Below are 21,418 nucleotides of genomic sequence, written 5' to 3'. Positions count from 1 at the left end.
GGGTCATGCTCTGTGCCGCTGTGTTACTTCGAGCGACGTTGTGTTTCACCGCCGCTTGCGCAGGGGTGGAGCGCGGGTTCGGGCCACGGGGTCGACCTCGAATCCGCTGCGCTCCGCTCGACCGGGGTGCTGGATCGGGGTGCTCGTCCGGCGGCGGTCGTCCGGCGGTGGCGCCCGGCTCCTAGTCCTCCGGCTTGAAGTTCAGCGACAGCGAGTTCATGCAGTAGCGCTGGCCGGTGGGGGTGCCGAAGCCGTCGGGGAAGACGTGGCCCAGGTGGCCGCCGCAGCGGGCGCAGCGCACCTCGGTGCGCTCCATGCCGAGCGAGTGATCCTCGAGCAGCTCGACCGCCTCGGGGCGCACCGAGTCGTAGAAGCTGGGCCAGCCGCAGTGCGAATCGAACTTGGTGCCGCTCTCGAAGAGCTCGTTGCCGCAGCCGGCGCACGTGTAGAAGCCCGCGCGCTCCTCGTCGAGCAGCTCGCCCGTCCAGGCGCGTTCGGTCGCCGACTCGCGCAGCACCGCGTACTGCTCCTCACCGAGCTCCTCGCGCCATTCCTCTTCGGACTTCTCGACTTCGTATGCCATGCCCACGATTCTACCGCTTCGCCTCCGTCGCACCACGGCGAAGGCCGCCCCGCAACGGGCTTCATGACGCCGCGTGACGACTGGGCCGGATCACCGCTCGACGCCGGCCCTAATCTGGAGTTCATGACCGACTCGCGCTCGCAATCGACCTATCAAGTGCGCCTCGCGTGGGGATCCGAGGGGCTCGCCCGGCTGGCCGAGGCGGGTGTGGTCGTGATCGTCGACGCGATCCCCGACGCCCGCGGCTCCTCGGAGGCGCTCCTCGAGCAGGCCGCCGCGCTGCCGCACGGCCCGGCGGTGTTCGCGGCATCGCTGCGCAACGCCACCGCGACGGCGAAGGCGATCACCGACGAGCAGCTGGCTCGCGGCGGCCGCACGGCGATCAACCTCGTGCTCGCGGGCGACGACGGCGATTTCGCGGTCGAGGACTACCTCGCGGCGGGCGCCATCGGCGACGCGCTCTCGGCCCTCGGCATCGACCACTCCGCGCCCGACGTCGCTGTGGCGACCGAGGGTTTCCGTCCGCTCACGCGCGCGCTCAAGCACCTGCTCTCCGCGAGCGCCTCGGGCCTCGACCTCTCCGCGGCGGGCCGCCGCGACGAGGTCAGGGCCGCGGCCGAGCTCGACGTCGAGGACGAGGCGCGGCGGGTCTGACTGTAGGGGACGCGACGGTTCCGCTGGCTGAGCGAGCGAAGCGAGTGCTGAGCGAGGAGCGCAGCGACGAGACGAAGCATCGAAACCAAGGAAACACCCGGGTTTCGACTCGCTTCGCTCGCTCAACCGGCGTCGCTCCCGCTCAACCGGCGTTCACCGGCGTGCCCGGGGCTACCGCGCGACGACCTGGCGCTTCGACGAGATCACGCCGGTGTCGAAGCCGGCGAGGTGCAGTCCGCCGTGGAAGCGGGCGTGCTCGATCTTCACGCAGCGGTCCATGACCACCTCGAGGCCGGCCTCCTCCGCGATCGCGGCGGCCTCCTCGTTCCACGAGCCGAGCTGCAGCCACAGCGCCTTCGCGCCGACCTCGACCGCCTCGCGGGCGACGCCGGGCAGATCCTCGTCCTTGCGGAACACGTCGACGATGTCGGGCACGACGGGCAGTTCGGCGAGCGAGGCGTAGGCCTTGCGGCCCAGGATCTCGTCGGCGCGCGGGTTCACGAAGTACACGTCGTACGGCGAGCTCGACAGCAGGTACGTGGCCACGAAGTAGCTCGCGCGCGCGGGATTGCTCGACGCGCCGACGATCGCGATGGACTTCGCACGGCTGAGGATCCCGAGGCGGGCGGCGGCGGTCGGCCCCTGCCAGGTGCGCTCGGCGTGCGCCGGCCCCGGGGTCGGCGCCGGGAGCGCGCAGGCGGCGCCGGCCGAGGGCGAGACGGGGGTGGTGTCGCTCATCGCTTCTCTCCTGTCGCGAGGGTGAGGGCCTGATCCAGATCCCACACGATGTCCTCCGGATCCTCGATGCCCACGGAGATCCGGATGAGGTCGGCCGGCACGCCGGCGGCCTCGAGCTGTTCGGGGGTGAGCTGCTGGTGCGTCGTCGACCCGGGGTGGATCACGAGCGTGCGCGCGTCGCCGATGTTGGCGAGGTGGCTTGCCAGCTGCAGCGACTCGATCAGCTTCTCACCGGTGGCGCGGGCGGCCTGCAGGCGCTCGGCCTCCGAGTCGAAGGACCCCGAGGGTCGCACGCCGAACGCGAACACCGATCCGGGGCCGAGGGGGAAGTACTTCTGAGCGCGGTCCCGGTGGGGGTGCCCGTCGAGGCCGGCCCACGTCACGAACGACACGCGCGGATCGCTCGCCAGCCACTCGGCCACGATGCGGGCGTTGGCCACGTGCGCGTCGATGCGCTGGGGGAGCGTCTCGACGCCCTGCAGCAGGTTGAAGGCGGCCTGCGGGCTGAGGGCCGGGCCGATGTCGCGCAGCTGCTCGCTGCGGAGCTTCGTGAGGAAGCCGTACTCGCCGAAGTTGTCCCACCACTTGATGCCGCCGTAGGACTCGACGGGCTCGGTCATCGAGGGGAACTTGCCGTTGCCCCAGTCGAAGGTGCCGGCCTCGACGACGATGCCGCCGAGGGTCGTGCCGTGACCGCCCAGGAACTTCGTGACCGAGTGGATCACGATGTCGGCGCCGTGCTCGATCGGGCGCAGCAGGTACGGCGTCGCGAGGGTGGCGTCGACGACGAGGGGGATCCCAGCCTCGTGCGCGACGGCCGCGAGGCCCTCGAGGTCGGAGATCTCGCCGCCGGGGTTGCCGATCGCCTCGACGTAGAGCACCTTCGTGTTGGCCCGGATCGCCCTGCGGAACTCCTCGGGATCGGAGCTGGCCACGAAGGTGGTGTCGACGCCGAAGCGGCGCAGCGTCACGTCGAGCTGCGTCACGGTGCCGCCGTAGAGCTGCGCCGAGGCGACGACATGGTCGCCCTGGCCCACGAGCGCGGCGAAGGTGATGAACTCGGCCGACATGCCGCTCGCCGTGGCGACCGCGCCGATGCCGCCCTCGAGCGAGGCGACGCGCTCCTCGAGCGCGGCGACTGTCGGGTTGCCGATGCGCGAGTAGATGTTGCCGTACTTCTGCAGCGCGAAGAGGTTCGCCGCGTCCTTCGCGTCGTCGAACACGAACGACGTGGTCTGGTAGATCGGCACGGCGCGCGCGCCGGTGGTCGCGTCGGGCGTTCCGCCCGCGTGGAGGGCTCGGGTGCGGAACCCGAACTGGTGCTCGCTCATGTGGTCTCCTTCGCTGAAAGATGAAGCTGCCTGGCCCGGCTCACGGCCTCGCGCACGCCGTCGACGGCCCAGGGGTTCTGCAGACTGGTCGTATCGCCGAGCGTATCGCCCTGCCACAGCTGCGCGAGCAGCCGCCGCAGGATCTTGCCCGAGCGGGTCTTGGGCAGCTCGGGCACGCGCACGATGATCTTCGGCTTCGCGATCGGGCCGATGTCGCGCGCGACCTGGGCGCGCAGCTCGTCGTGGGCGGCCGCGCCCGCCGCCCCGTCGACGACGAACGCGGCGACGGCCTGGCCGGTGAGCGGGTCGGAGACCCCGGTCACGCCGGCCTCGCCGACCGCCGGGTGCGCCACGAGCGACGACTCGATCTCGATCGTCGAGAGGCGGTGGCCCGACACGTTCACGACGTCGTCGAGGCGGCCGAGGATCCAGATGCAGCCGTCGGCGTCGATCGTGGCGCCGTCGCCGGCCACGTAGTAGGCGCCATGCTCGCCGTGCCCCGCGAACGGCGCCCAGTAGGAGTCGCGGTAGCGCTCCGGGTCGCCCCAGACGGTGCGTGCCATGCCCGGCCACGGGCGGCGCGCGACGAGCGTTCCCGAGCGGCCGGGGGCGACGGGATCGCCGGCCTCGTCGACCACCGCGATGTCGATCCCCGGCAGCGCGACGGTCGCCGATCCGGGCTTCAGCGTCGTGACTCCGGGCAGGGGAGCGATCATGGCCGCGCCCGTCTCCGACTGCCACCACGTATCGACCACGGGCGTCTCGCCGCGCCCGAAGTTGCGTCGGAACCACACCCACGCCTCGGGGTTGATCGCCTCGCCGACGGTGCCGAGCAGGCGGATCGAGGAGAGGTCGTGGCCGCCCGGCTGTCCGGCCCCCGGCAGCTCGTCGCCGAACCAGGTCATGAAGGTGCGGATCAGCGTGGGCGCCGTGTAGTACACGGTGACGCCGTAGCGCTCGATGATCTCGAGGTGCCGCTCGCGGTGCGGGGCGTCGGGCGTGCCCTCGTAGATCACCTGCGTGAGGCCGTTGGAGAGCGGCCCGTAGATCTCGTAGGTGTGCGCCGTGACCCACGCGAGGTCGGCGGTGCACCAGTGCACGTCGTCGGGCTTCGCGTCGAAGTGCGCCCAGTGCGCCCAGCTCGCTTGGGTGAGGTAGCCGCCCGAGGTGTGCACGAGACCCTTGGGCTTGCCGGTGGTGCCCGAGGTGTAGATGACGAAGAGCGGATGCTCGGCGTCGAAGGCCCGGGGCTCGTGCGCGTCGGGCTGCGCCTCGACCGCGTCGTGCCACCAGAGATCGCGACCCTCGGTCCAGGGCACGTCCTGCCCGGTGCGGCGCACGACGAGCACGTGCTCGAGCCCGGCCAGATCCCGCGCCGCCTCGTCGGCGATCGACTTGACCTCGACCTGCTTGCCGCGCCGGTGCTGGCCGTCGCTCGTGACGAGCAGCTTCGCGCCGGTGTCCTCCAGGCGGAAGCGCACGGCCTCGGCCGAGAACCCGCCGAAGACGAGCGAGTGCACGGCGCCGATCCTCGCGCAGGCGAGCGCGATGACGACGGTCTCGACGAGCACCGGCAGATAGACGACCACCCGGTCGCCCGGCTCGATGCCGAGCGCGGTGAGGCCGTTCGCGGCGCGCGCCACCCGGCGCTGCAGCTCGTCGTAGGTGATCGCCTGCCGGTCGCCCGGCTCGCCCTCGAAGAACAGCGCGACCCTGTCGCCGCGCCCCGCGGCGACGTGCCGGTCGACGCAGTTGACGGCGACGTTGAGCCGGCCGCCCGCGAACCAGGTCGCCTCCGGGACGCTGAGCTCTCCCGGGGCACCGTCCGCGCCGGGAACCGCGACCGGCGGGGCCCATGTGTGCGCCGTGCGCCACGGCTCGGCCCACTCGAGGCGCTCGGCCGCGCGCTCCCAGAACGCGATCGGATCCGCGTTCGCGAGCTCGTAGATCGAGGCGTCGACGTTGGCCTGCGCGGCGAACCCGGGGGAGGGGGCGAAGGATCGCGTCTCGCTGAGGCGCGCTTCGGTGCCGGCCTCAGTGCCGGTGTCGATCGCGATCCCGCGATCCGTCTCGATGCGGGGACCCGCCTCGGTGCCCGCGCTCGCCGCCGTTCCGTTCGTATCCGCCCCGGTCGTCACATCCACCTCTTCAGCACGGCCTTCTCGAACAGCACGAGGATCGCGTTCGTGATCGTGCCGAGCAGCGCCAGCAGCACGATGGCGAGCAGGATCCGGTCCACGCGACCGGTCTGCTGCGAGTCGTTGAGCATCCAGCCGAGGCCCATCGACGCGGCGATCAGCTCGGCGGCGACGAGGAACAGCCAGGCCTGGGCGAGCGCGAGGCGCAGGCCCGAGACGACCGATGGCACGACGGCGGGCAGCTGCACGGTGCGGAACAGCGACCAGCCGCGCAGGCCGAAGGTGCGGCCCGCCTCGACGAGCTGCGGGTTCACGTGGCGCAGGGCGTCGGCCACCGTGGTGTAGACGGGGAAGAAGGCGCCGATCGCGATGAGGATGATCTTCGACTCCTCACCGACCTGGAACCACAGGATCAGCAGCGGCACCCACGCGAGCGACGGCACGGCGCGCAGGGCGACGAGCATCGGCGCGAGCAGCACGGCGCCGGCGCGCGACAGGCCGACGACCGCGGCGAAGGCGAGGGCGATGACCGACCCGAAGAGGAAGCCGATGAAGACGCGCTGCACCGAGATCGCGATGTGGAGCCAGAGCTGACCGCGCTCGACCAGCTCGATGCCGGCCTCGACGACCGACCACGGCCCCGGCAGGCGGTACGGCGGCACGATCCCCGTCGCCGTGACGAACTGCCACACCGCGAGGATGAGGACCGGAACGACGAAGCCGCCCGCGACCCTCACCCACGTACGCGACCACAGGGGTGCGCGCTGCTGCGCCACCCCTGCGGTGCCGACCCCGCGCTCGGAAGAGCCCGCGATCGCGGTCGATCCATCGGTCATTCGGTCGCCTTGAGCGCGAACTCGTCGTGCACGATCGTGGCGATGGCCTCGTCGATCGCCTCCTGGCCGCCGGCGACGTCGCCGGACTCGGCGATGATCGGCGAGATCTTGGTCAGCACCGCCACCTGCGCCTCTCCGGGCACACCCGAGACGTCGAGGTTGGAGCGCTCGGCGATCACGGTCTTCGCGACCTCGAGGTCGATCGACGCGGCGTCGGCGAGCAGCTGCGCCACCTCGTCGGGGTGCTCGAGCGCCCAGGCGCGGGCCTCCTCGTAGGCGTCGACGACCACCTGGGCCACGTCGGCGTGATCGGTGATGAACTCCTCGGTGGCGTTGAGGAAGCCGTAGGTGTTGAAGTCGACGTTGCGGTAGATCAGCTGGGCGCCCGACTCGGCCTCGGCCGCCGCCATGATCGGATCGAGCCCGCTCCACGCCTGCACCGAGCCGCCGTCGAGCAGCGCCCGGCCGTCGGCGTGCTGCACGTTCTGCACCTCGACGTCGTCGACGCCGAGACCGGCCTCCTCGAGCGCCTGCAGCAGGAAGAAGTAGGGATCCGTGCCCTTGGTCGCAGCGACCGACTGGCCCTTCAACTGGGCCACGTCGGTGATGTCGCTGTCGGCGCCGACCACGATGGCCGACCACTCCGGCTGCGAGTAGATGTCGATCACCTGGATGGGGGAGCCGTTGGCGCGGGCGAAGAGTGCGGCCGATCCGGCCGTCGATCCCACGTCGATGGATCCGGAGCGCAGCATCTCGTTGGCCTTGTTGCTGCCGGCCGACTGCAGCCACTCCACGTCGACCGAGTCGCCGAGGGCCTCCTCGATGAGGCCCTGATCCTTGACGACGAGGCTGAGCGGGTTGTAGGTCGCCCAGTCGATCGAGAGCGTGCTCGTCGACCACTCGCCGCCCTCGGCGGGCGCGGCGTTCGCGCCGCCCTCGCCCTGCACGCAGCCGGTCAGGGCGAGGGCCAGGGCTCCCGCGACGGCGGCGGCGGGGACGAGACGTCGGGTGATGATGCTCATGCGTACTCCTGGGTCGTGATCTTGTGAACGCCCAGCCCGTCGAGCAGGCTGGTGCGCAGGTCGGTGAAGGTGCGCGCGCCGCGATCGCGCGGGCGCGCGCCGGGGACGGATACGAGGCGGGCGATCGACCCGTTCGTGCGGGGCGCATCGGCGGTGGTCTCGGGGGCGAGCTCGGGCGTGCGGGCCGAGCCGAGCGCGCTCAGGCCCGAGGTGGAGCCGAGCGCGACGACCTTGGCGCGCGGGCGCTCCGGCTCGGCCTGCGCGGCGTGCAGGTTGCGCAGCAGCAGCACGTGGTCGGCGAGGTAGAGGGCCTCTTCGACGTCGTGGGTGACGAGCACGACCGTGGTCGGCTGCGCGCGGTGGATGTCGAGCAGCAGGTCGTGCATCTTGAGCCGGGTGAGCGCGTCGAGGGCGCCGAAGGGCTCGTCGAGCAGCAGCACGCGCGGGCTGCGGGCGAGCGCGCGGGCGAGCGAGGCGCGCTGCGCCATGCCGCCCGAGACCTCGCGCGGGCGCTGCTCGGCGGCGTGGGTGAGGCCGACGAGCTCCAGCAGCTCGGCGACGCGCTCCTTCGCCTGGCGGCCGCGGGTGCCGCGCGGCAGGCCGATCGCGACGTTCTGCGCGATCGTGCGCCACGGGAGCAGGCGCGGCTCCTGGAAGGCGATCGCGGTGGAGTCGTCGTGGGCGCGCACCTCCTCGCCGTCGAGCGTGATCGCGCCGACGGTGGGGGAATCGAGCCCGCCGATGAGCCGCAGCAGCGTCGATTTGCCGCATCCCGAGGGGCCGACGACGGCGATGATCTCGCCGGCGGTCACGTCGAGGGTCAGATTCCGCAACACGGTGCGGGCGCCGTCCTTCGTGGGGAAGGTGCGTTCCACGCCGGCGACGTGCACCCGGCCCGCGGGCGCGGTCGTGGGCGCAGCCGCGGGCGTTCCGACGTGTTCGGGCATAGTCATCTACCCTGCCGGGTCGCGGCGGGATCGCGAAAGGCGGCCGTAACACAGTGACGCAATCGGTCGGGGTTCTCGGTCTTGCCGCGGTCGTTCCGGTCGTCCTGCCGCTCGGCGAACCGCGCGGCCAGGCATCTTTCGTCATCCTGCGCGAGCTTGCGAGTCGCAGGATCCGCACTCCGCGTACGACACTCAGCCCTTGGCCGCCGTCATCATGCGTGAGCGGACGGGTGCGCCGCCGAGCCCGCGTACGGGTGCACCCGGGTGCGCGGCTGATGCCGTGCGCCCGGATATCGTTGATGGCGTGAGCGTCGAAGAGGGATCGATCGAGCCCGAGCCGGGTGAGCAGGAGACTGGGTTGACCGCCGAGCCGGCGGTGGACGGGCACCGCGGTGCACTGCAGCGGATCCTCTCCGAGTTCTCCGCGGAGACGGCCACCCGGCTCTCGCAGCTCTCCGACGCGGCGGACGAGGCCGGGGCCGGCGTCGAGGGGATCGTGATCGACGTCTTCGTCGACCAGGACGGTGAGGGACCGTTCGATGTCTGGGCGCGCTTCGAGGGGCGCGACGCGTTCGTGCTCGACCGACGCTTCGACGACCGGCGTCACCTGTTCGGCGTGGTGTGGGGCGAGGACGGCTGGGAGCCGGAGGTGCCCTCCCGGCCGCGCGGATGGACCCGTGACGACCTCGAGGCGGCCGTCGTCGACGCTGTGGCGGAGTGGATCGAACTCCTGCTGCCCGCGGGAGCGCCCGCGGACCGGTGGCGCATCGGCGCCCCCGGCGAGTTCTTCGGTTGAGCGCGGCGGCCGTGACGAGTAGCGGCTACGCCGAGAGCGGCGACGGGATCCTCGTGGAGCGATAGCCGTCGCCGGTGCGCATCGGCTCCCAGCGGCGCCAGTGCTTCGTCGACAGCCGCACCGGCGCGTGGGCCTGCACGTGCAATGCTGCCGGGCCGAGCCGATCGTCGGCGGGGAAGGCGAGCCACAGCGAGAGGGAGGATGACGTGGTGCCGATTGCGGCGCGGATCCCCGAGTCGCCGAGCACCCGCCCGTATCCATCCACCGCGAAGCGAGCGGTGTCGGCGGCGGCCACTCCCGGGTACGGCTCTCCGGCGTCCGGGTCGACGAGTCGCGTCGGCGCCGTGACGATCAGCACGGCGAGGGACCTCCCGTACCGAGTGACGTCGTCGGCGCCTGCCTCGTCGAGCGCGCCGAGGATCGCCCCGGCGTGCTCGTCGCGCACCGACCACTCCCGGTGGGTCCGCGCCGAGTTCCGGGGCCCGCCGAGCAGGCCCCGGGCGAACTCCTCCCACTGCCCCGCGCGGGCGTCGTCTCCGCCCGCCCAGAGCTGGAACCTCAGCGCGGGCGGCTGTTCCGTGCGTGTGCACGCGTCGAGGAAGCTCTGCACCTGCGCGTGCGCGGCCGAGGGCCTGCGGGTGCGGAGCGAGTGGGCCCCGCCGGCGGAGGCCGGCAGCCCGTCGTAGGTCACGATCGCGGGGCGGGTCACGAGAACGAGTCTAGAGTGCGGGTCCGCTGGATCCGCGTTCCTGCCACGTCGTCTTCCGCGGGCTTGCCTCGGGTCACCTGCGCAGGTTTGCACCTCGCCATCCGGCGCCAGCTTGCCCTCGTCATCCTGCGCGGGCTTGCACCCGGTCATCCTGCGCGGGCTTGCACCCGGTCATCCTGCGCGAAGCCGACCCCGGTCATTCCGCGCGCAGTCGGACCCCGTCATCCTGCGCGCAGTCGCAGGATCCACCTCTGCACCTACGATGGTCGGGTGACCTCGCGCATCGCCACCTTCGCCGCGTACGTCGTGCTGCCGATCGTGGGGATCCTGTTCTTCGGGTGGGACTGGCGCGCGGTGATCGTGCTCTACTGGCTTGAGAATGTGACGCTCGGCCTGCGCAACGTCACCGCTATGATCCGCACCGAGCGGCTCAGCGATCCCGGCCAGCGGGCGGTCACCGTGAACAAAATGCCGGCGACGAGCGCCGCGGCGAAACCGATGCTGATCGTGTTCTTCGTGTTCCACTACGGCATCTTCACGCTGGTGCACGGCGTCTTCGTGTTCCTGATCGTGCTGGGGGTGTTCGCACCGTTCCGGGGCGGTGGCGGGGACACCGGTGGGTTCGCCGGTTTCGGCGGGATCGGCGGCTTCGGCGGGGCCGATTCGGGATCGATCGACTGGGGCGGGATCCTGCTCGTGTGGGGCGTCGCCAGCGTCGTGCAGCTCGTGCTCGACCTCTTCCGGCCGCGCGCGAGCCTGCCTTCCGCGAGCACGCTCTTCGCGAGTCCGTACGGCAGGATCATCGCGCTGCACCTGACGATCCTCGGCGGTGCCTGGCTCATCGAGAGCCTGGGCTGGCCGCCCGCGGCGGCGATCCTGCTCGTGGCGCTGCACTTCGCGACCGACCTGTGGAACCCGTTCGGCGGGCGGAAGCGCGCCGCCGGGGCGCCGAGCGGTACCATCCAGGGCTGACCGGGTCTGCGCCGCGGCCGTCGCGACTCCGCCCCGGTAGGCTGGCGGGCATGGCTGCGCGTCTCTCCGAACTGATCATCGACTCGCTGGATCCGCAGCGGCTCGCGGACTTCTGGTGCGAGGTGCTCGGCTTCGTCGTGCTCGACACCGACGACGGCGCGATCGAGATCGGGCCGGAGTCGGGCTTCGGCGGGCTGCAGCCGACCCTGGTCTTCGTGCCGGTCGCCGAGCCCAAGACGGGCAAGCTGCGCCTGCACTTCGACATCAATCCGACGGACCGGGATCAGGACGCCGAGCTCGAGCGGCTGCTCGCCCTCGGGGCTCGCCCGGCCGACATCGGCCAGGGCGAGGGCGCCCAGTGGCACGTGCTGCTCGACCCGGAGGACAACGAGTTCTGCCTCCTCCACAAGCGCCTCGACTGACCGTCCCCGCCGGTTGAGCGAACACCCGCCGGTTGAGCGGAGCGCAGCGAGCGCCGTGCTGAGCGAGGAGCGCAGCGACGAGACGAAGTATCGAAACCCCAGCACCCCACCTGCCAGACTAACCCCATGCCCTCATCACGAACCCCGCTCTCGACCCTCACGGGAGTCGCGCTCATCGTCGTGCCGCTCCTCGCGTGGGTGCTGAAATCCTTCTCCACCGGTTGGATGATGGTGATCATCATCCTCGGGCCGATCCTGCTACTGCTCGCTGGCTACGCGCTGCAGATCGTGATCGCCTCGCAGGGCTTCTTCTCGAAGCGGGAGCTGTTCGGCAGCGCGCGGCTGCGTGCGATGATCGCTGCGTGGCTCACCTCGCTCGGGGTGCTGCTGCTCGGTGTCTTCATGCCCGACGGCGGGGATATGTACTTCGGCTCGACCTTCCAGGTGTGGATGGGCGCGTACGGTCCGAACGCCGACGCGGTGCACGCGGCGACCGACGGCCTGAACTCGGTCGTCGCGACGGCGGCGGCGCTGCTGTGGCTCGCGGCTTTCGCCTGGCTGGTGGTCGAGTGGATCGTGGCGCTCGTCCGCCGGCGCCGCCTCGCGCGCTCCGCTTGAGCCCACCGTCATTCTGCGCGACGAAGGAGCGGAGTCGAAACGTGATCCCGCCGCTGGTTGAGCGCAGCACAGCGGAGTCGAAACCCGATCCCGCGCCTTACACGCCTGCCGCCCTCAACCGCTCGATCTCTTGCGTCACGTTCTCCCGCGCCCGCCGTTCCCAGAGCAGCCGGGCCGCGCCGGTGCGGTAGATCGCGGGTTGTTTCAGGTAACTGCTGAGGATGCTGGATCGGCCGACCGCGAAGTCGGCTTCGGGCACGTGCGCGTATTCGGCACGCACTGCCACGGAGTACTGTTCGTAGCGGTGCGGGGGAGCGGCGAAGATCGAGAGGTCCGCGTCGAGCAGGTGGGCGAGCGGCGCCGCGGGATCCGGAACCTCGCGCGCCGGGATCGTGGCGACGATGAACTCGCCCACCTGGCTCACCAGGCTCGGGTCGATGCTGAGTCCGCTGAGGGAGGTCGTCGCGAGGTGCGCGGAGCCCAGCTCGTCGGACTCGGGGGTGCCGGTGTAGACGGCGTCGTGGAACCAGGCCGCCAGCAGCGTGGCGGGGGAGAGGCGCTCGCCGCGGGTGGCGAGGTGGTCGAGGGCGAGCAGCACGTCTTCGAGGTGTCGCTCGTCGTGGTAGCTGCGGTGGGGTTCGTTCCAGCGGGCGATGAGGTGCTCGCCGAGGTGGTGCCAGTCGTCGGCGCGGTGGGAGTCGGCGGTGCCGAGCGTCGCGCCGAGTTCCGTCCACTCGGCGTGCAGGTACTGTCGGCGGCGCATCGGTGTGACGGTCTCGCGCTCCACCTGCCGTACACGCAGGCCCGCATTGCGCAGCTCGTGCACGACGTCCTTGGCGGTCACCGCCTGCGCGCCGAGAGCGACGGCCTGCTCGTATCGCGCGGCGGGCACGTCGTAGTGGTCGAGGTCGAAGCTGCGGCGGGGGATCCCGAGGCGCTTGGCGAAGGCGTGCAGCTCGTCGTAGTCGCTGTCGGAGACGAGGTGGCTCCACAGCGTGCCGTGCGCGGGCCACGCGGGCGGGTCGATCAGGATCGCCATCCCCACAGCGTACTGCGCCGACCCGCCGGTTGAGCGAGCGCAGCGAGTCGAAACCAAGGTGCGCCGCACATCCGTCATCCTGCGTGCGCGAAACGCTGAGGCAGAACGCGCCAGCGTTCTGCGCATTTCGCGGTGGCGCTACTGCGCAAGGCGAGTCGCGGGATCCATACGCGAACCGCCGGTTGAGCGGGCGAAGCGAGTCGAAACCTGATTCGGTGACCCGAGTCCTACCGCGGCGTATACAACCCCCATCGATCCGCCACTCGACCCGCAACCTCATCCCACGACCCGGCATCCCATTCGAACTGAGCCACGGCACACGTCGGCATGTGCTCGATCCCGCCGCCCGACAGTCGCGCCGCAAGATCGGAGATCCCGGGATTGTGAGCTACCACCATCACGGAACCCGCGCCGGCCTCGACCGCTTTCGTCAGCAGCGTCGAGCCGGGCGCGGCATACAGCTCCGGATCGAGCTCAACCTCGACCCCGAGCGCCGCCCCGAAGGCCCTTGCCGTGGTCCGCGCCCGCACGGCTGTGCTCGAGATGATGCACTCCACCTCCGCGCCCGCCTGAGCGAGCCGCTCGGCCATCGCGGGAGCATCTCGCTCGCCCCGCCCATTGAGCGGACGCTCGTGGTCGTCGAGCTCGGGAACACCCCAGTCGGACTTCGCGTGCCGCACCAAGATGAGTTCGATCATTTGTGAGCCTCCTCGTATGCGACAGTGAGGGTATCCCTGATGTGTCCCGTCCGCGTATCTCCCTGATGGTGTGGAGTGCTCCCGACGTGTAGCGGACTCGCGAAGCGCCTGTGGAGTGTCCTTCTAGTCTGCCAGCATCCATACTCGCCGCAGTGGCAGATCCGCACGAATATCTTCAGGCAACTGGGGGTACACCCGCAGCACGGCATCGACGACATCTTCCGCCGTCCAGAGGCGCAGACGGAATCTCTCCCGCTGAAGTGACTGTCTTGCTGGTCCGGATACCCCGTCCCAAGACACAAGCAATCCTTGTTCGGCGTTTCCCACGTGTTGCATTGCTCCAAGAAGATCTCGAACGACCTGATCCGAGACCTGGCCACCGGATTTGACCTGCACGATCAGACGCGGGCTGTCCATTCCGAGGAGTCCGCGACCCGCAACAATATCGACCCCTCCGTCCGCACCGCCCGTCGAGGGAGCGCACACAAATCCTTCTGCCTCAAGCACCGCAGAGACCAGGACGGTCAGTTCGTGCCCCTTAAAAGTCTCAGAGATCTTGGTTCTGATTTGGTCTCGGGCGGCCTCTTCTATGTCCGGCTGGATCTCCGGCTCGTTCACCTCTGCATCAGACGGCGCGGAGAGAGCTGGTTTCGCTTCGAAGGGTAGCTGGCCGGGATCAATGCGTGTTTCCATGAGGGCTTTCAACCGATCGAAAGCGTGCCCGCGACTCGGAGAGAAAACGGTGAGTGCACTGCCCAAGGTGTAGAGAAGATCTTGCTTGACAGCCACTCGGGGGAGGTCCGTTACGCTCCACGCGACGTGTACGACATGGCGCCGAGCTGGGTCGGTCTCGTCCGCCAGATACTCGTAACCGGCCGTTACGGTGCCCAACGCTATCTCGCGGGTCGTTTTCAAAGGCAAAGCCATCAGATGCCCAGGTTTGATCCGAGCACGCAGGGCCCATAGCTGTGCGGTGTAGTTGGTGATCGTTCCTGGTGCTGCGCCAGCAAACGTCGCCTCAACTATGGCCGCGATATCTTCGCGAGATTCGCATTCGGTCAGATCCGGCACTTCTTCCCAGCCGCCGCCCCCAAGGTTCTGCTGAAGCGCCCAGGAATCTCTTTCTCCATAGCGACCTGTGCGAACCACCCAAGCTTCCGTCATGGGGCGATTATCCCAGCTATGGAGAGCTTGTCGGAAAACTGCAAGTTCTTCTTCGATGTGCGGATCCTTGCATAGGTTGCTTTGGAGTCAGTTGTTCTTGGTTCGAGTCCAGGTACCCCAGCGCAAGACTCCTCAGATTCCGCGGGAATCGGAGGAGTTTCATGTTTCCTGGTCCCTCGAAAACCGGCCGCGGGGTCCTAAACGGGGTCCAAAACCCCCTTCGAAGGGTGCTCGCCGAGGCGCGGCACGGGTTGTTCCGTGCCGCCCGCGCGCTGGCCGCAACGGCTGTGGTGTGGCGAGCGCACCTATGGGGTATGGATACCCGAGACGAGCCCCTGATCATGACCGGCGAGCAGGTCGCCGAGCTGCTGCAGGTCTCGCCGCGCACCATCGAGGAATGGCGGCAGACGAACAACGGCCCTCCCTTCCGTCGCGTCGGACGCCACGTGCGCTACCTGCGCCCCGAGGTACTCGCCTGGTTCCAGGAGCTGGTGCGACATGGCTAGGCCGAGACTGGAACCCGGCGAGATCGGTGCGATCCAGATCCGCACCCTCGCATCCGACCGTGTGCAGGCCACCGCGAAGATGCGCGACGAGGTCGGCGAGCTGCGCCGACTGAAAGCCACCGGCGACACCGAGGATGAGGCGCGGACAGGTCTCGCGAAGCAAGCCGAGGACATCCGCTACCGCACCGTCGGCCCCGTGCTCGCCCTGGACGCCACGATCGCCCAGGCCTGCGAGGTGTTCGTCTACGAGAAGGAGCAGTCGCAGACCGTCGAGGACACCACAATGGAGTCCTACCGCTCGACCATCAGACACGTTGTGAACCCCGCCTGCGGCAACCTGCCGCTGAAGGATCTCAGCGTGCTGCGCTGCAACCGCATCCTCCAGTCGATCCGCGAGCAGAAGTCGCTGTCTGCCGCAAGACGCGCCAGGAGCGTGCTCTCACAGGTGTGCCAGACCGGCATCGAGCACGAGGTGCTCACCGCGAATCCGATCCGCGACGCGAGGCGGCTGCCGCTGCCGGAGAAGAAGGAATCGGTGCTGAACCCCGCGCAGGTAATGCTGGTGCAGAGCCTCATCCACGACTGGCGCAAAGATGGTGACGGTTACGGGCCGCGCCCGAACGTCGCGGTGCTGGAGCATGTGATGTGGATCATGATCGGCACCAGCGCCCGCATCGGCGAAGTGCTCGGCCTACGCCGCTGCGATGTGGACGTGACCTCACGCCCCGCGACGGTGCTCATCGCCGGCACCATCAAGCAGAGCAAAGCGAACGGGCTGTATCGGAAGAACACCCCGAAATGCTCGCGGCAGAAGCGCCGCGTCGCGCTGCCGAGCTTCTCCGCCGCCGCGATCCGCCGTCAACTCGCGACCGCTGATCGCGACCCGGAGGCGTTCCTGTTCTCGACCAAGACCGGCCGACCGCTCAGCGTCAGCAACTACGAGCGCCTGCTGCGCACCTTTGTCGACGACAACGCGGAAGCCCTGCAGCAGGCGGGCATCGATCCGACCGAGTTCTCGACCCACATCTTCCGCCGCACCACCGCGACGATCATCGACGCCGCGGCAGGCATCACCCTCGCCTCGCGCCTGCTCGGTCACGCGAACGAGCAGGTCACCCGCAGCAACTACATCGTCACCGCCGAGATGGTCGACCCCGTCACCGCCGACATCATGGACGACGCGTTCACGGCGATGCTCGGCACCGCGGGCAGCAGCCTCGAAAGTGACCTGCTGTGAAGGCTGGGAGTGCGCCCGGGTGTGCTGGCCGTTTGCTTGCCGTACCTGTCAGAGTGAGCTACGGTACTTGCACCGCGGTCATGTCCGCACGGGCTGGCGAACAGGTCCTCTGCTCGCCGCAAGGTCGAAAACCACGGTGGTGTCGAGTCGACACCACCGCAAAAGGCCCCGGCGTGGGCGTGCCGAATCGGCACCCCCACGGCTCCGGCAAATTTCCGCCACCGTGACTCCCGCTCCGGAAACCTCGGCTACTGGCCTCCCAACTGTGGGGACGCCGAGGGGCTCCTGACGGTGGTGGAAATTTTCCCGGACCATGTCGCTCCTCTCCGGAAGCTGACCCTCCGCTTCGTCTCATCCTGACAAGCGCTCAGCGTTGTCAACCGCAGAAGCTGCTGCGATGCCACGTGATCCTCATCACGCTCTGTCGCGATCCGAAGCTCACGCCTCTGAGGCACCGCTTCTCAATTCTCCTGCTGCCCGACAACTGATTCATGGACGTATGCCACCGATGGTGGGGCGTGCGCACCTCTCTCATGAGACGACTCGTGAGGAGGCCAGAGATGAAGGGTGGCGTGATCCTGTTCCGCAGCACCGGTGCCGCGGCGCGCCGTTACCTGGAGTCGGACAGGTCGACCGCCGACGAGTACTACCTGGAGGGCGGCACCGCGCTCGCCGAGTTCGCCGTGAGCGGCCACGACGGCGAAGTCATCGAAGCGAGAACGCTCGATCCCGAAGGCTACGCAGCCTGGGTCGATTGGATCAATCCGATCACGGGCACCTCGATGGGAACGCCCCGAGCAGCAAGCGACAGGTCAAAGGAGTCGCCGCGCTTCGCGGAGATGGTCATCAATGCACCGAAGTCGCTCTCGATCGCCGCTGCTTTGCATCCGGAAGTCTCCGACGCACTCGATGCAGCACAACAGGATGCAGCTTCGGAGATCCGCTGTTGGCTCGCCGAGCACTCCGTCACTCGGATCGGCCCGCGGAACGCGCGCGAGATCGTGCCGGTGCAGCAGTTGCAGACGGTCACCGTCGCGCACAAGACCAGCCGTTCCGGTGATCCGCACCGGCACATTCACTTCCAGATCGGCACTCGCGTCTACGCCGCAGGCAAGTGGCGCGGCCTCGACACGGCGGCACTGTTCAAGCAGCAGGGTGCGATTCGCGCGCTCGGCGCCGCGGTCATCGCCGCGCACCCGCAGCTTGCCGCCGTGCTCGACCAGCACGGTCTCACGCTCGACCCGGTGACCGGTGAAGTGGCCGAGCTGGAGCCGTTCAACGCGGTCATGTCGAAGCGGGGCGCGCAGGTGGAGCGTAATCTCGCCCGCTTCGAAGCCGAGTGGGACGCCGCCCATCCGGGCGAGGAGGCTGGCTCTGTCGTGCGGGCCCGACTGAAGGCGAAGGCATGGGAGCACGAGCGACCGGGCAAGAAGCCCACCGTACTTGGCAGCGAAGCGGGCTGGCGCACCGAGCTCGAAGACGCCGGCTACACACCGGGCCTGTCCCGTGCACGGCGCGTTGCATCTGTCACGCTGGATGAGTTGCACATCGAGGAGATCGCATCGCGTGCGCTCGACCGCTGCGCCGCAGGAGCGTCGGCGTGGACGGTGCACACGGTGCGCGAGCATGTCACAAGGATCACGACCGAGCACGGCGTGCAGGCTGCTCCGAGCGAGTTGCGGGAGTTCGTGCAACTGGCGACGCAGCTTGCCGCGGAGGATTGCTTCTCCGTGCTCCCGCCCGGCGCACCGACGCCGGAGCACGTCGCGCATCTCACATCGCTGCGCGTGGTCGCAGCAGAAACGGAGCTGCGCGACCTGCTCACTGCACGTGCGGAACAGTCACGCCGTCGCATGCCCGATGTGCATGACCTTGCTGTGCAGGCGAGACTGGATGAGGATCAGGAGCGCGCAGCTTCCGCCGTCGCATCCACCAATCCGCTTGTCGTGATCGAAGGCGCGGCCGGATCGGGCAAGACCACGATGCTCAAGACTGCTATTGCCGCCGCAATTAACGAGGGCCGCTCGACGCGAGTCGTGACGCCAACGAAGAAGGCCGCCGACGTGGCAGCCCAAGAACTCGGTATCCCCACCGACTCCGTTGCGGCGCTCGTCTACGCGCACGGATTCCGGTGGAACAGCGACGGTGTGTGGACGCGCCTTCGGCCCGGTGACACCGACCCCGAAACCGGCAACATCTACCGCGGACCAGTGAAAGAAGCACGGCTTACAGAGGGTGAGCAGATCGTCGTCGACGAAGCCGGAATGCTCGACCAAGACAGCGCACTCGCACTGTTGCGCATCGCCGACGAAGCCGGCGCAACCATTGCCCTCGTCGGCGATCGCGCGCAACTCCCCGCCGTCGGGCGCGGTGGTGTGCTCGACTTCGCCGCTCGTCTCACTCCAACCGTCGTAGATATGACCAGCCTGCATCGCTTCACCGACGATGACTATGCTGCGCTCACGCTTGAACTGCGGCGGGGCCGCAACCCCGCCGCAGTCTTCGACCAGCTCAACGCGCTCGGGCTCATCAAGCTGCACGAGAGCGACGATGACATGCAGGAGGCCATCGCGAAGACTGCGTGCATGGAGGACGCGATCACCGCCGCCACGAACGACGAAGCACGGACGCTGAACGAACGCATCCGCGCCGAGCGCATCAACCGTAACGAGGTCGACGACGAGCGGACCGTGTTCGGCAGCGACACCCTCCCGATCGGAGCCGGGGACGTGATCCAGACCCGTCGCAACGAGTCCACGCTTGGCGTCGCCAACCGGCAGATGTGGGAGGTTCAGCATGTGGGCGACGACGGTGCGTTGACGGTCGTGGAGATCGGCAACGGTCGGAAGCAGCACCGCACCGTGACACTGCCCGCGGAGTACGTGACCGAGGATGCGCACCTGGCTTATGCCGTCACCGCCTACGGTGTCCAGGGCGCGACTGTGAACGCTTCGCACATGGTACTCACCGAGGGGCTCGACGCCGCTGGCGTCTACGTTGGCATGACCCGCGGCAGAGCGACGAACACCTTGCACGTCGTCGCCGCCGATCTCGACGACGCGAAGCAGCAGTTCGTCGAAGCACTCGACCGAGACCGCGCCGACCGCGGCTTGGAAGAGGCCACCGAACGCGCCCGCGAAGCTGTCGTAGGTCTCGTCGCGAACGGGCCTATGTCCATCGTGGACGCAGAGCGCGACCGCGTCGTCGAGCGGATCGCGAAGGCCGATGCGGAGCGAGCGCACTGGGTATCGGCAGCCGCCACGTTGCGTGACCAGTCCGAGCGGCACAAGGCCGAGTACGAGCCGCCGCGCGAGCTGGCGGCAGCCGCCGATGCGAAGGTTGCCGCACTTCTCCCGGGTGTTGTGGAATCGCTTGCCCAGGAAGCGGCGACGGGCGGTGCCGAGTTCCTGGCCGCGCAGCGGGCTGCATACACAGCACACCGCGCGAAAGCGAACGCACCCCGTTTCCGTAAGCGCTCCGCTACCCGCGCCGCGAAAGACGCAGACGCTCGCCGCGAGGCGGCAGAGCGGATCGTGCACGGTAGGTGGCAGAGCATTCCGCACAGCGAGAGTGGCCTCGCCGCGTGGGCCGAGGCAGTCGCCCAGCGTCATGCCGACCACGCGCCCGAGATCATCGAAGCACGCGCGGAAGCTGCGCAGGCCCATCAGATCGCCCAGGAGGTTGCCGCGAGGCACTCGCGAGAACAATCGGCGCTGTATGAGCGGGTGCTCGGCAACCGCCGGCCAAGTGCGGTCGCTGGGCGGGTGAATGCCCTGCGCGAGCAGGCCGCCCTTGATCTCCTCCACCTCGCCCAACTTGATGCACTCCCGCCAGATGAAGCGGTGCAGCTCGTCCGCGAGCGTGCCGCCCAGGACGTGGCCCAGCGTCTCGGCGGCGAGACGGCCCGCCGTGCCGAAGAGACACACGAAGGCCGCTTTGCGTGGACTCGGTACCGAGACAGCGACCCGCACCGACCGCCTCCACGACTTGGTCTGTAGCAGATAAGCGACTGTGGGTATCAGTGGGGTCGCTGTTGGAATGCCACGACTCCGCCAAGCGGCGCGGCACTCTATAGGCGTCGGCGACCGCCGGTAGCGTAAGACACGGCACTATGAGCACAACTTAAGACGCGCCCTCGGCGCGGAGGAGACCAGCAGATGGCGCGCGCGGCGAAGCCGAAACCACAGAAGACCTTGGAACAGACCCTCTGGGAGGCTGCCGACAAGCTGCGCGGCAACCAGGAGCCGAGCGAGTACAAGCACGTCGTGCTGGGCTTGGTTTTCATCAAGTACATCTCTGACCGTTTCGAAGAGAGACGGGCGACGCTGGAGGCCGAGCTGGCCGCGGAGGGCATCAAGCCCGAGCGGCTGCCCGATTTCCTGGAGGACCGTGACGAGTACACCAGCCACAACGTGTTCTGGGTGCCGGAGCTTGCGCGCTGGAGCTACATCCAGTCCGTGGCGAAGCAGCCCGAGATCGGGCAGCAGATCGACCAAGCGATGGATCTCATCGAGAAGGAGAACCCGACACTTCGCGGCGTGCTCCCACGCAACTACGGACGCGACGGCCTCGACAAGCGCCGTCTGGGCGAGTTGGTCGACCTGATCGGTTCGATCGGCTTCACCGAGACGGACGACCACGGCGCCGACGACGTGCTGGGCCGGGTCTACGAGTACTTCCTCGGTCAGTTCGCGGGCAAAGAGACCGGCAAGGATGCCGGAGCGTTCTATACGCCGCGCTCTGTGGTGAAAACGCTGGTGGAGATGCTCGAGCCGTACAAGGGCCGCGTGTATGACCCTGCTGCTGGCTCGGGCGGCATGTTCGTGCAGTCGGCCGAGTTTGTGAAGGCACACGGCGGCAAGCGCACCGACATCTCCGTCTATGGGCAGGAGTTCACCGACACCACGTGGAAGCTCGCGAAGATGAACCTCGCGCTGCGGGGCATCGAAGCTGACATGGGGCCACGCTCGGCTGACTCGTTCACAGAGGACTTGCACCCTGACCTGCG

Annotated in this window: 20 protein-coding genes; 9 read left to right on the top strand and 11 right to left on the bottom strand. The window is 69.0% G+C overall.

The window, feature by feature from the left end; all coding sequences use genetic code 11:
* Window positions 1-181: 181 nt before the first annotated feature.
* The gene (gene msrB, locus ACWKZU_RS08390) at window positions 182-583 is read right to left on the bottom strand and encodes a peptide-methionine (R)-S-oxide reductase MsrB (RefSeq protein ID WP_449281868.1); all 402 of its coding nucleotides are present in this window, start codon (window positions 581-583) and stop codon (window positions 182-184) included.
* 123 nt (window positions 584-706) lie between these two features.
* Here msrB and ACWKZU_RS08385 point away from each other — a divergent pair, with 123 nt between their 5' ends.
* Window positions 707-1,237: a 2-phosphosulfolactate phosphatase gene (locus ACWKZU_RS08385; protein WP_449281867.1), complete on the top strand. Its 531-nt coding sequence runs from the start codon at window positions 707-709 to the stop codon at window positions 1,235-1,237.
* Between the two features lie 171 nt (window positions 1,238-1,408).
* Here the strand turns inward: ACWKZU_RS08385 and ACWKZU_RS08380 are convergent, their stop codons facing one another.
* The 6 genes from ACWKZU_RS08380 to ACWKZU_RS08355 form a co-directional block, all read right to left on the bottom strand.
* On the bottom strand, window positions 1,409-1,975 hold the full coding sequence (locus ACWKZU_RS08380; protein WP_449281866.1) for a CoA-binding protein: 567 nt from the start codon (window positions 1,973-1,975) through the stop codon (window positions 1,409-1,411).
* Complete coding sequence (locus ACWKZU_RS08375) at window positions 1,972-3,306, bottom strand: O-acetylhomoserine aminocarboxypropyltransferase/cysteine synthase family protein (RefSeq protein ID WP_449281865.1); 1,335 nt, start codon at window positions 3,304-3,306, stop codon at window positions 1,972-1,974. The genes ACWKZU_RS08380 and ACWKZU_RS08375 overlap by 4 nt, the downstream gene beginning before the upstream one ends.
* On the bottom strand, window positions 3,303-5,357 hold the full coding sequence (acs, locus tag ACWKZU_RS08370) for an acetate--CoA ligase (protein WP_449281911.1): 2,055 nt from the start codon (window positions 5,355-5,357) through the stop codon (window positions 3,303-3,305). The genes ACWKZU_RS08375 and acs overlap by 4 nt, the downstream gene beginning before the upstream one ends.
* Window positions 5,358-5,440: 83 nt before the next feature.
* Window positions 5,441-6,280, bottom strand: a complete 840-nt coding sequence (locus ACWKZU_RS08365) for an ABC transporter permease (protein WP_449281864.1) — start codon at window positions 6,278-6,280, stop codon at window positions 5,441-5,443.
* Window positions 6,277-7,302: an aliphatic sulfonate ABC transporter substrate-binding protein gene (locus tag ACWKZU_RS08360; RefSeq protein ID WP_449281863.1), complete on the bottom strand. Its 1,026-nt coding sequence runs from the start codon at window positions 7,300-7,302 to the stop codon at window positions 6,277-6,279. The genes ACWKZU_RS08365 and ACWKZU_RS08360 overlap by 4 nt, the downstream gene beginning before the upstream one ends.
* Complete coding sequence (locus ACWKZU_RS08355; protein WP_449281862.1) at window positions 7,299-8,249, bottom strand: ABC transporter ATP-binding protein; 951 nt, start codon at window positions 8,247-8,249, stop codon at window positions 7,299-7,301. Before ACWKZU_RS08355 ends, ACWKZU_RS08360 begins: the two co-directional genes overlap by 4 nt.
* A 304-nt stretch (window positions 8,250-8,553) precedes the next feature.
* On the opposite strand from ACWKZU_RS08355, the gene ACWKZU_RS08350 reads away from it, so the two are divergent.
* Entirely contained in the window at window positions 8,554-9,045 is a 492-nt protein-coding gene (locus ACWKZU_RS08350; RefSeq protein ID WP_449281861.1) for a DUF6389 family protein, read from the top strand.
* A 25-nt stretch (window positions 9,046-9,070) separates the two neighbouring features.
* Here the strand turns inward: ACWKZU_RS08350 and ACWKZU_RS08345 are convergent, their stop codons facing one another.
* Window positions 9,071-9,754, bottom strand: a complete 684-nt coding sequence (locus ACWKZU_RS08345; protein WP_449281860.1) for a hypothetical protein — start codon at window positions 9,752-9,754, stop codon at window positions 9,071-9,073.
* Window positions 9,755-10,024: 270 nt separating this feature from the next.
* Between ACWKZU_RS08345 and ACWKZU_RS08340 the strand changes: the two genes are divergently transcribed.
* The 3 genes from ACWKZU_RS08340 to ACWKZU_RS08330 all read left to right on the top strand — a co-directional run bounded on the left by ACWKZU_RS08340 (window position 10,025) and on the right by ACWKZU_RS08330 (window position 11,766).
* Window positions 10,025-10,726, top strand: coding sequence for a DUF6498-containing protein (locus ACWKZU_RS08340; protein ID WP_449281859.1), 702 nt, complete (start codon window positions 10,025-10,027; stop codon window positions 10,724-10,726).
* Window positions 10,727-10,776: 50 nt separating this feature from the next.
* Window positions 10,777-11,148: a VOC family protein gene (locus tag ACWKZU_RS08335; protein ID WP_449281858.1), complete on the top strand. Its 372-nt coding sequence runs from the start codon at window positions 10,777-10,779 to the stop codon at window positions 11,146-11,148.
* A 126-nt stretch (window positions 11,149-11,274) separates the two neighbouring features.
* Window positions 11,275-11,766 (top strand): hypothetical protein, encoded by a 492-nt coding sequence (locus ACWKZU_RS08330; protein WP_449281857.1) that lies wholly within the window; start codon window positions 11,275-11,277, stop codon window positions 11,764-11,766.
* A 97-nt stretch (window positions 11,767-11,863) separates the two neighbouring features.
* Here ACWKZU_RS08330 and ACWKZU_RS08325 read toward each other — a convergent pair whose 3' ends face one another.
* The 3 genes from ACWKZU_RS08325 to ACWKZU_RS08315 all read right to left on the bottom strand — a co-directional run bounded on the left by ACWKZU_RS08325 (window position 11,864) and on the right by ACWKZU_RS08315 (window position 14,667).
* Window positions 11,864-12,805: a DUF4031 domain-containing protein gene (locus ACWKZU_RS08325; protein WP_449281856.1), complete on the bottom strand. Its 942-nt coding sequence runs from the start codon at window positions 12,803-12,805 to the stop codon at window positions 11,864-11,866.
* Between the two features lie 227 nt (window positions 12,806-13,032).
* A complete protein-coding gene (locus tag ACWKZU_RS08320; protein ID WP_449281855.1) occupies window positions 13,033-13,503 on the bottom strand; it encodes a SixA phosphatase family protein in 471 nt (156 codons plus the stop codon).
* Between the two features lie 123 nt (window positions 13,504-13,626).
* The gene (locus ACWKZU_RS08315) at window positions 13,627-14,667 is read right to left on the bottom strand and encodes a restriction endonuclease (protein ID WP_449281854.1); all 1,041 of its coding nucleotides are present in this window, start codon (window positions 14,665-14,667) and stop codon (window positions 13,627-13,629) included.
* 314 nt (window positions 14,668-14,981) lie between these two features.
* On the opposite strand from ACWKZU_RS08315, the gene ACWKZU_RS08310 reads away from it, so the two are divergent.
* The 4 genes from ACWKZU_RS08310 to ACWKZU_RS08295 form a co-directional block, all read left to right on the top strand.
* A complete protein-coding gene (locus ACWKZU_RS08310) occupies window positions 14,982-15,173 on the top strand; it encodes a helix-turn-helix transcriptional regulator (protein WP_449281853.1) in 192 nt (63 codons plus the stop codon).
* Window positions 15,166-16,410 carry a tyrosine-type recombinase/integrase gene (locus ACWKZU_RS08305; protein ID WP_449281852.1) on the top strand — a complete coding sequence of 415 codons (1,245 nt, stop codon included), beginning with the start codon at window positions 15,166-15,168 and terminating at the stop codon, window positions 16,408-16,410. The genes ACWKZU_RS08310 and ACWKZU_RS08305 overlap by 8 nt, the downstream gene beginning before the upstream one ends.
* 560 nt (window positions 16,411-16,970) lie before the next feature.
* The gene (gene mobF, locus ACWKZU_RS08300) at window positions 16,971-20,408 is read left to right on the top strand and encodes a MobF family relaxase (protein WP_449281851.1); all 3,438 of its coding nucleotides are present in this window, start codon (window positions 16,971-16,973) and stop codon (window positions 20,406-20,408) included.
* A gap of 159 nt (window positions 20,409-20,567) precedes the next feature.
* Window positions 20,568-21,418: type I restriction-modification system subunit M (locus ACWKZU_RS08295; protein WP_449281850.1), on the top strand; the 851-nt coding region annotated here is incomplete at its 3' end.

The sequence above is a fragment of the Leucobacter sp. genome (assembly GCF_053528595.1).
The sequence above is the reverse complement of the archived record's forward strand: the minus strand, read 5'-3'. Positions and strand labels throughout refer to the sequence as shown.